The sequence below is a fragment of the Pantoea sp. CTOTU49201 genome (genome assembly GCF_032054795.1).
Lineage (GTDB): Bacteria > Pseudomonadota > Gammaproteobacteria > Enterobacterales > Enterobacteriaceae > Pantoea > Pantoea symbiotica.
This window is the reverse complement of the sequence record NZ_DAMBSA010000252.1, coordinates 1-7,037: the sequence shown is the minus strand read 5'-3', so window position 1 is coordinate 7,037 and position 7,037 is coordinate 1. Positions and strand designations below refer to the sequence as shown.

The 7,037-nt window shown below is 55.8% G+C and carries 8 protein-coding genes; 2 read left to right on the top strand and 6 right to left on the bottom strand.

Annotated elements, in window-relative coordinates; translation table 11 throughout:
- The 3 genes from dxs to xseB all read right to left on the bottom strand — a co-directional run.
- Positions 1-1,154, bottom strand: a 1,154-nt coding sequence (dxs, locus tag RTY00_RS16575) for a 1-deoxy-D-xylulose-5-phosphate synthase (RefSeq protein WP_312665171.1), incomplete at its 3' end; no start/stop codon positions are given.
- A 19-nt stretch (positions 1,155-1,173) separates the two neighbouring features.
- Complete coding sequence (gene ispA / locus RTY00_RS16570; RefSeq protein WP_312665170.1) at positions 1,174-2,073, bottom strand: (2E,6E)-farnesyl diphosphate synthase; 900 nt, start codon at positions 2,071-2,073, stop codon at positions 1,174-1,176.
- Positions 2,073-2,315, bottom strand: a complete 243-nt coding sequence (gene xseB / locus RTY00_RS16565) for an exodeoxyribonuclease VII small subunit (RefSeq protein WP_176971261.1) — start codon at positions 2,313-2,315, stop codon at positions 2,073-2,075. The genes ispA and xseB overlap by 1 nt, the downstream gene beginning before the upstream one ends.
- A gap of 236 nt (positions 2,316-2,551) precedes the next feature.
- Here xseB and thiI point away from each other — a divergent pair, with 236 nt between their 5' ends.
- The gene (thiI, locus tag RTY00_RS16560) at positions 2,552-4,000 is read left to right on the top strand and encodes a tRNA uracil 4-sulfurtransferase ThiI (protein WP_008103962.1); all 1,449 of its coding nucleotides are present in this window, start codon (positions 2,552-2,554) and stop codon (positions 3,998-4,000) included.
- Between the two features lie 35 nt (positions 4,001-4,035).
- Here the strand turns inward: thiI and yajL are convergent, their stop codons facing one another.
- A complete protein-coding gene (gene yajL, locus RTY00_RS16555; RefSeq protein ID WP_008103959.1) occupies positions 4,036-4,644 on the bottom strand; it encodes a protein deglycase YajL in 609 nt (202 codons plus the stop codon).
- Positions 4,598-5,518, bottom strand: coding sequence for a 2-dehydropantoate 2-reductase (gene panE, locus RTY00_RS16550; RefSeq protein ID WP_312665169.1), 921 nt, complete (start codon positions 5,516-5,518; stop codon positions 4,598-4,600). Before panE ends, yajL begins: the two co-directional genes overlap by 47 nt.
- 125 nt (positions 5,519-5,643) lie before the next feature.
- Between panE and RTY00_RS16545 the strand changes: the two genes are divergently transcribed.
- Complete coding sequence (locus tag RTY00_RS16545; protein WP_293794340.1) at positions 5,644-6,135, top strand: YajQ family cyclic di-GMP-binding protein; 492 nt, start codon at positions 5,644-5,646, stop codon at positions 6,133-6,135.
- Here RTY00_RS16545 and RTY00_RS16540 read toward each other — a convergent pair.
- Positions 6,132-7,037: sigma 54-interacting transcriptional regulator (locus RTY00_RS16540; RefSeq protein WP_312665168.1), on the bottom strand; the 906-nt coding region annotated here is incomplete at its 5' end. The two genes, RTY00_RS16545 and RTY00_RS16540, sit on opposite strands and share 4 nt — an antisense overlap.

Below are 7,037 nucleotides of genomic sequence, written 5' to 3'. Positions count from 1 at the left end.
TAACCACCAATTGCCATGCCCGCCGCGAACGTCACGGCGTGCTGCTCGGCAATCGCCACATCAAAATATTGCTGTGGATAATCGCGCGAGTAGCTCACCATGCCGGAACCTTCACGCATCGCTGGCGTTACCGCCATCAGGCGCGCATCGTCAGCGGCCATTTCGCTCAGCCAGTTGCCGAAGATTTTCGAGTAGCTTGGCAAGCCCGGCACGCTTTTCGGCAGCGCTAAGCTGGCGGGATCGAACTTCGGTACCGCATGCCAGGTGATCGGATCTTCTTCCGCCGGGGCATAACCTTTGCCCTTTTTGGTCATAATGTGCAGGAACTGCGGACCTTTCAGATCGCGCATGTTCTTCAGCGTGCTCACCAGCGTCAGCACGTCGTGGCCATCCACCGGGCCGATATAGTTAAAGCCCAGCTCTTCAAACAGCGTGCCCGGCACCACCATGCCCTTCAGGTGCTCTTCAGTGCGCTTCACCAGCTCTTTAATCGGCGGCAAACCGCCCAATACACGCTTGCCGCCTTCGCGCAGGCGTGAATAGGTTTTCCCGGAGAGAATCTGTGCCAGACGATTGTTGAGTGCGCCCACGTTTTCGGAGATCGACATCTCGTTATCGTTGAGAATCACCAGCATATCCGGCTTGATGTCACCGGCGTGGTTCATGGCTTCAAACGCCATGCCCGCCGTGATCGCGCCATCACCAATGATACAGGCGGTGCGGCGGCCTTTGCCTTCACGCTCGGCGGCAACGGCCATGCCGAGTCCGGCGCTGATCGAGGTGGAAGAGTGGCCCACGCTTAACACGTCGTACTCACTCTCACCGCGCCACGGGAACGGATGCAGGCCATTTTTCTGGCGGATGGTGCCGATGCGATCGCGGCGTCCGGTCAGAATTTTGTGCGGATAAGCCTGATGGCCGACGTCCCACACCAGATGATCAAAGGGGGTGTTATAAACATAATGCAGCGCCACTGTTAGCTCGACGACGCCCAGACCCGATGCAAAGTGGCCGGAAGAACGGCTCACGCTATCCAGCAGATACTGACGCAGTTCGTCACACAGCTCCGGAAGTTTTTCTTTCGGTAATAAACGTAATTCCTGAACCGTGTTGGCTAACGCCAGTGTCGGGTATTTTGCAATATCAAAACTCATCAGAGACTCATTATGAAAGTTATTTATCGCGTTCAATTATGAAGCTTGCCAGCGCTTGTAAGGCGATTGTGTTGTAAGACTGTGCCGCCAGAATATCGAGCGCGCCGAGCGCCTCTTGATAAAGATCCCAGGCTTTACTGCGGGCATTTTCCAGCCCCATCAATGCAGGATAGGTGCTTTTACCCAACGCCTGATCTGAGCCCTGTGTTTTCCCTAACACGGCGGTATCGCCGATTACATCGAGGATGTCATCCTGCACCTGAAACGCCAGTCCGATGGCGTTGGCGTAGGTATCCAGCACCGGCAACGCGGCGCGGCCACGCTCGCCGGCGGCTAATGCGCCAAGACGTACCGCTGCACGTATTAACGCGCCGGTTTTATGACGGTGAATCTGTTCCAGCTGCGCCAGATCGATACTTTTGCCTTCCGCCGCCAAATCCAACGCCTGACCGCCGCACATGCCTGCCACGCCGCTGGCCTGCGCCAGTTCGGAAATCATCGCAATACGCGCTTCGGCGTTGACGCCGGGCATTGGCTGATCGGCCAGAATCGAAAAGGCCAGAGTTTGCAGAGCATCGCCGGCGAGAATCGCCGTGTCTTCACCATATTTTATATGGCAGGTTGGCTGCCCGCGGCGTAACGCATCGTCATCCATCGCCGGCAGATCGTCATGAATCAGGGAATAAGCATGGATGCATTCCACGGCCGCAGCCGGCACATCCAGGCTGGCCGAATCGGCCTTCAGCATTTCGCCTGTTGCGTACACCAGAAAGGGACGCAGACGCTTACCGCCTAATAATGCCCCATACTCCATGGCATTAACCAGAGGAGAACTCTGAAAAGGAAGTGGATCTATTAAGCGCGTCAAAGCCTGATTGACGCGTTGATGGTACGCGCTCAGCAGTTTAGCGAAATCCATTACTCATTTTCCGGGGTAAAAGGGGCGAGGGCGGCATCTTTCTCGTCGCTGAGCAGGATTTGCACGCGCTGCTCTGCCTGCTGCAGGGTTTGCTGACCGGTACGTGCCAATTGTACGCCGCGTTCGAATTCGTTCAGCGCCTGCTCCAGCGGCAGCTCGCCACTTTCCAGACGGCTGACAATCTGTTCCAGCTGCTGCAATGCGCTTTCAAAACTGGCAGGCGCTTCGGCTTTTTTCGGCATAATCAGTGTCGACTCACAGGTTAGGACATTATCTTGCAATCGGTCATGGTAGCCGACAGGGATTAATTAGCAAAATAATGAATGTGACTGCGGTTGCAGAAGCAGTCACCCAGCAAAGGTGATATACTTTTGCGCCTCGGATGCGGGGGCTCCTGAATCAACCCGCAATTATATGATTTTAACAGCTAAGTGCCGATGCTTTTAGCACTTATTTGCCCAAACGAACCCCTGTCGCCATGAAGTTTATCATCAAGCTGTTCCCAGAAATCACCATCAAAAGTCAGTCGGTGCGTCTGCGCTTTATCAAAATTCTCACCAGCAGCATTCGTAATATCCTGCGCACCGTCGATGAAGATATCAAAGTGGTGCGTCACTGGGACCACATCGAATTGCGTTCCAAAAATGAGTCGCTGCGTGAAACCATCGTTACCGAATTAACGCGCATTCCGGGTATTCACCATGTGCTGGCGGTGGAAGACCGCGCCTACACCGATATGCACGATATCTTCGAGCAGACGCTGGTGCTGAACCGCGAGCGTCTGGAAGGCAAAAGCTTCTGCGTGCGCGTGAAGCGTCGCGGCAAGCACAGCTTCAGCTCGCAGGACGTAGAACGCTACGTTGGCGGCGGCCTTAATCAGCATATCGCCAGCGCGCGCGTGCAGCTCAATCGCCCGGACGAAACGGTGAATCTGGAGATCGAAGACGATCGCCTGTTACTGATCACCGCACGCTATGAAGGCTTAGGCGGTTTCCCGATTGGTACCCAGGAAGATGTTCTGTCACTGATTTCCGGTGGTTTCGACTCTGGCGTGTCGAGCTACATGCTGATGCGTCGCGGCTGCCGCGTGCATTACTGCTTCTTCAACCTTGGCGGTGCGGCACACGAAATTGGCGTGCGTCAGGTTGCGCATTATCTGTGGCAGCGCTTTGGTCGCTCGCACCGCGTGCGTTTCGTGGCGATCAACTTCGAGCCGGTGGTGGGTGAGATTCTGGAGAAAGTGGACGACGGCCAAATGGGCGTAGTGCTGAAGCGCATGATGGTGCGTGCGGCGTCGATGGTGGCGGAACGTTACGGCGTGCAGGCGCTGGTGACCGGCGAAGCGCTGGGCCAGGTTTCCAGCCAGACGCTGACTAACCTGCGTTTGATCGATAACGCCTCCGATACGCTGATTCTGCGTCCGCTGATCTCTCATGATAAAGAGCACATCATTGATGTGGCGCGTAAGATCGGCACCGAAGATTTTGCCCGCACCATGCCAGAATATTGCGGCGTGATTTCGAAAAGCCCAACCGTTAAAGCGGTGAAAGGGAAGATCGAAGCGGAAGAGCAAAACTTCGATTTCGAGATCCTCAATCGTGTGGTGCAGGAAGCCAGCAACGTCGATATCCGTGAAATCGCCGAGCAGACGGAAGAAGAAGTGGTGGAAGTTGAAACCGTTGACTCCTTCACCAGCAACGACGTAGTGCTGGATATTCGTTCGGCCGATGAGCAGGACGCGAAGCCGCTGGAGGTCGAAGGCGTTGAAGTGAAGACCCTGGCGTTCTACAAACTCAGCACCCAGTTTGGCGATCTGGACCAGAGCAAAACCTGGCTGCTGTATTGCGATCGCGGTGTGATGAGTCGCCTGCAGGCGCTTTATCTGCACGAGCAGGGCTTCAAAAACGTAAAAGTTTATCGCCCTTAATCAGTAGGGTCGCCATTTATGGCGACCTCTGCCAATTAACGCTCTTCAAACTCCTGATAATTATAAATTCCCGCCGCCAGCACCAGCTGTGAAGCCACTTCACGCGCGGTCTCTTTATCCACCAGCAAATCAATCAGCTTCAAGGCAAAATCAATTGCGGTGCCCGGTCCCTGGCTGGTCAGCAGGTTAACGCGCGGATCCCACACCACGCGGCGCTCCATCCATTTACTGTCTGGAATGGTGTCACGCAGGCCGGGAAAACCGGTCATATTGCCGACGGGAAACAGATCGTGCGCGACCAAAACCGTGCCCGGCGCGGCACAAATCGCCGCCACAATCTTGCTGGAGAGATGGAACTGGCGCACGGTTTCCACCAGCAGCGGGCTGTCGCGGAAAGTCTCCGCGCCTTTCAAACCGCCGGGCAGTACAATCGCATCGTAGTCGTTATCCGCGACCTCAACCAAAGGCGCATCCGCCAGCAGCCGCACACCACGCGAACAGACGATCTCACGCGTGCCATCGCTCTCCACGCTGGCGGTGGTGACGCTTAATCCGCCGCGTACCAGCAAATCGATAGTGGTGACCGCTTCGGTCTCTTCACTTCCATGTGCCAGGCAAACCAGAACCGATGCGTTCGCGCTCATAGTGGGACTCCTTACGTTTAATCAGATCGTACAAACGGGTATTTTCCGGCAGTGAAATGCCCTGCGCGCGTGCGCGGCGCAACAGGTAACCGGTGATGTAATCAATTTCGGTCAGACGCTGCGCCCGCACATCTTGCAGCATCGATGAGGTATTGGCAGCGGTGCTATCGATCACGTCGTAAATAATGTCGCGCAGATTATCCACCGCCATGTGCTGGCCTTCGCGCTCCATCACCCAGGCGATCTCTTCGCACAGCATTGCTATTTGTTCCGGCCAGGCACGTAGCGCGCCGTTTTGGCAATCATGCTCAACGGTCATCGGATTGATCACGCAGTTGATGGCCAGCTTGCGCCAGCTGGCGGCGGCGATGTTGTCATGCCAGGCCACATCCGGCAGCGCCTGATGCAGAATATCGGCGATATCAATCAGCGCGGCGCTTTCACGATTGGCGGGACCAATGTGCGTGATGCCGTGCGCGATATGTTTAATCACCGTGCCGTCGCGCATCGCGGCGTGTGTGGTGATACCGCGTAGCAGCGGCTGACGCAGATCTTTCAACTCTTCCAGCGTTCCCATGCCGTTATGCAGCAGCAGAATCGGCGCGTGCGTCGGCAGCACGCTTTGCAGGTTTTTCACTGCAGGGGAAACCTGCGGCGCTTTGAGCGTCACCAGTAATAGCTGGCTTTCGGCGAGGAACAGCGGATCGTTAGCGATAAAGGTGTGATTGCTCACCTGGCCTTGCGGATCGACCACGTTGGCGGAGCAATACGGCTGCGGCACACGTAACCAACCCTGCACCTCATGTCCCTGACGAGCGAGAGCGGCGAGCCAAATTTGACCTAAGGCGCCACACCCCAACACGGTAATTTTCATTTTGCCTCCCGTGGGCGGGTTCCTGTTTTCACGTTACGAGTAAGTATAGCTTTCCATGTATCGTATTTTATTAGCGCCACAAGACGCGTATTATGCATGTCACTTTAGTATCAGGAGAAGAAAAGATGCCATCTTTCGATATCGTTTCCGAAGTCGAATTGTCGGAAGTGCGAAATGCCGTGGAGAATGCGAGCCGCGAGATCTCAACCCGTTTCGATTTCCGTAACGTGAGTGCAACCATTGAGCTCAACGAAAAGAATGAGACCATCAAACTCAGCAGCGAATCTGATTTTCAGGTAAAGCAGCTGGTGGATATTCTGCGCGAAAAGCTGCTGAAGCGTGGCATTGAAGGCGCGGCGATTGAAGTGCCAGAAGAGATCGTGCACAGCGGTAAAAACTGGTCGGTGGAAGCCAAGCTGAAGAAAGGTATCGAAAGCGATATCGCGAAAAAGCTGGTGAAGCTGATTAAAGACAGCAAGCTGAAAGTGCAGACGCAGATTCAGGGTGAAGAACTGCGCGTAACCGGTAAGTCACGCGACGATCTGCAAGGTGCGATGGCGCTAGTGCGCGGTGGCAACCTCGGTCAGCCTTTCCAGTTCAAAAACTTCCGCGACTAATCGCGTTTGTCGCGCGCCGCACGACGATAAAGCGTGCTGCGCGCGACGCCTAAGGCTTCCGCCGTTTTACTGATATTGCCATTAAAGCGCTGCAGCGTTTCGCTGATCAATCGTTCATCATGACTCTGCCGATCGGGCTGTGGCGGCAACGCCGCGCGACGATACTCGGCTGGTAAATGCACCTCAGTCACTTCCTCACCTTCATCCGCCAGCGCCAGCAGCACGCGTAACAAGCTGCGCAATTGCCGCACGTTCCCCGGCCACGGCAGCTGTGCCAGTGCTGTTAATAAAGTAGGTGAAAGCTGAATGTCGCGATCCGCGCCGCCTAGCTCCAGCCATAAACGGCTGATGAAACCCTCTACATCGGGCCATTCGCGTAGCGGTGGAATGGTCATAGAGAATTCCTGCAGGCGATAGAGCAAATCTTCGCGAAATTCGCCTTCGGCGACGCGTTGTGCCAAATCGCGGTGCGTGGCGCTGATCACCGCAAAATTCACCGGCCAGCTGCGGCTGGAGCCGAGCGGCGCCACCTCTTTCTCCTGCAACACGCGTAGCAAGCGGGTTTGCAGCGCCAGCGGCATATCGCCGATTTCATCGAGGAACAGCACGCCGCCATCCGCTTCACGGATTTTACCGATATAGCCATTCTTGCTCGCACCGGTGAACGCGCCGGGTTGATAGCCAAACAGCTCAGATTCAATCAACGCTTCGGGGATAGCCGCGCAGTTAATGGCAACGAATTTACCTTCGCGCCAGCGGCTCTGCTGATGCAGTGCGCGACTGACATACTCTTTGCCGCTGCCGGTTTCGCCGTGAATGCACAGTGAAACGCCGGCATTGAGCAGCCGCACCATCTTTTCGCCATCGCGGCCCAGCGAGAAGGGCAGATCGCTGGCGGGCTC